The sequence below is a fragment of the Dorea sp. AGR2135 genome (genome assembly GCF_000420885.1).
Classification (GTDB): Bacteria; Bacillota; Clostridia; order Lachnospirales; family Lachnospiraceae; genus Dorea; species Dorea formicigenerans.
Window position 1 is genome coordinate 1 of record NZ_ATVU01000070.1, and the last position, 1,576, is coordinate 1,576.

Genomic DNA, 1,576 nt, shown 5'->3' on the forward strand with positions numbered 1-1,576 from the left:
GAATTTAACAGGGGGCATATGGATGGATTCAAAAACATTCCTGTAGATGAACTAAGGGAACGTATCAATGAAATTGAGAAGGGAAAGCCTGTTTATCTGATATGCCAGAGTGGGCTGCGAAGTTATATTGCCAGTCGTATTCTGGAAGGAAATGGATATGAAACATACAACTTCTCCGGCGGATTCCGCTTCTATGATGCAGTTGTCAATGACCGTGCGCTGATTGAAAAGGCATATGCATGTGGTATGGATTATTAAAAATAATCATAATATTTTTATAATTTTCTCGTAATATAAAAAGATCCCCCATTTATTAGAATGACTTTCATAATTCTGATAAATGGCGGATTCTTCTTTATATGTTACAGAAAAACAATTTTATGACCTTTGGAGTGTTTCCAATCTTTTTGGATCAAGGATTGTGATTTTGCCGCGGGAGAGTTTGACGAGACCCTCGCCTTGAAAGTATCGAAGCATTCGAGTGATAACTTCCCTGTGGGAACCAAGATGATTAGCAATCGTCTCATGAGTGATTTTCAGCTCGTTTGTTCCTTCGATAGAGGTCTCTTATAAAAGAAATGAAGCAACACGCTTATCCAAACTCTTCCACATGATTTGTTCAATCAGCCACATGACATCAGAAAAACGGGTGGCTATTAACTCATTAGTATAGTTTGCGACGGGAGCAGATTCCTTCATAATGCCCTTATAGATTTCAGCAGGGATGATCCCAAGATCAGTATCTTTTTCTGCTTCAATGGTTACTTCAAATTGAATGGAGCGTATGATACATGAGGCGGATAAAAGACACATATCCATATCGAACAGACGGTAAAGTGTAATCTCTCGTCCTTCATCTGAAAGTATGTAGGTTCGAAGCTGCCCGGATTTAACCAGTAATAATCCAGTGCAATCCAGGTTCCCATTGTGAATGATTGTCCCTTTTTTTACATACTGTGTGATTAAATTGTCTGAAATTATTTTTTTCTGTGTTGTATTTAAGTCATTCCATAGTGGAAAACAATTTTCGAAGTTCATAACCATTATCTCCTTTACGAACATAGTATACTTGCTTTTTTTAGATGCGTCAATTATGTAACTGGCATATGCCATAAATAGAAATAAAAAGAAGTGTAATAAAGTAAATTATCTTTTCTGTGATATCATCACAGAAGCAAGATCTTTTATGCGATATATTAAGTTCAAACAGGAGAAGGAGTTGAAAAATATGACATCAATAAATATAAATAAAGAAAAGTTTGGACAATTAATTCATAAAGAAAAACCGGTTTTGGTTGATTTCTGGGCACCTTGGTGTGGTTATTGCCGTAGAATTGGAGCGGCTTATGAAAAAATAAGTGAAGAATACAGCGATATTCTTATTGCTGGAAAAGTAAATATTGATGAAGAACCACAGATTGCAGAAGCTGAAAAGATTGAGATAATTCCTACGCTGGTTTTATATCGGGATGGAAAGGCAATAGATTCTATTGTTGCACCTGAATCAAAAATAATGATAGAGAATTTTATTAATGAAGCATTGGAAAAATAAAAGGAGGACTGCTGTATGAATGAA

Annotated in this window: 2 protein-coding genes and 1 pseudogene; 2 read left to right on the forward strand and 1 reads right to left on the reverse strand. The window is 35.7% G+C overall.

Annotated elements, in window-relative coordinates; translation table 11 throughout:
* On the forward strand, positions 1-258 hold a 258-nt coding region (locus G593_RS18960), incomplete at its 5' end, for a rhodanese-like domain-containing protein (protein WP_044994891.1).
* A 120-nt stretch (positions 259-378) separates the two neighbouring features.
* Here G593_RS18960 and G593_RS18965 read toward each other — a convergent pair.
* Positions 379-1,062, reverse strand: a pseudogene (locus tag G593_RS18965) (Crp/Fnr family transcriptional regulator).
* Positions 1,063-1,228: 166 nt separating this feature from the next.
* Here G593_RS18965 and G593_RS0118245 point away from each other — a divergent pair.
* Positions 1,229-1,552, forward strand: coding sequence for a thioredoxin family protein (locus G593_RS0118245; RefSeq protein WP_005330449.1), 324 nt, complete (start codon positions 1,229-1,231; stop codon positions 1,550-1,552).
* Positions 1,553-1,576: the final 24 nt, after the last annotated feature.

What these genes read in the sequence shown, in the direction of transcription:
- G593_RS0118245 (WP_005330449.1), top strand. Translation starts at nt 1,229, where the DNA reads ATGACATCAATAAATATAAATAAAGAAAAGTTTGGACAATTAATTCAT.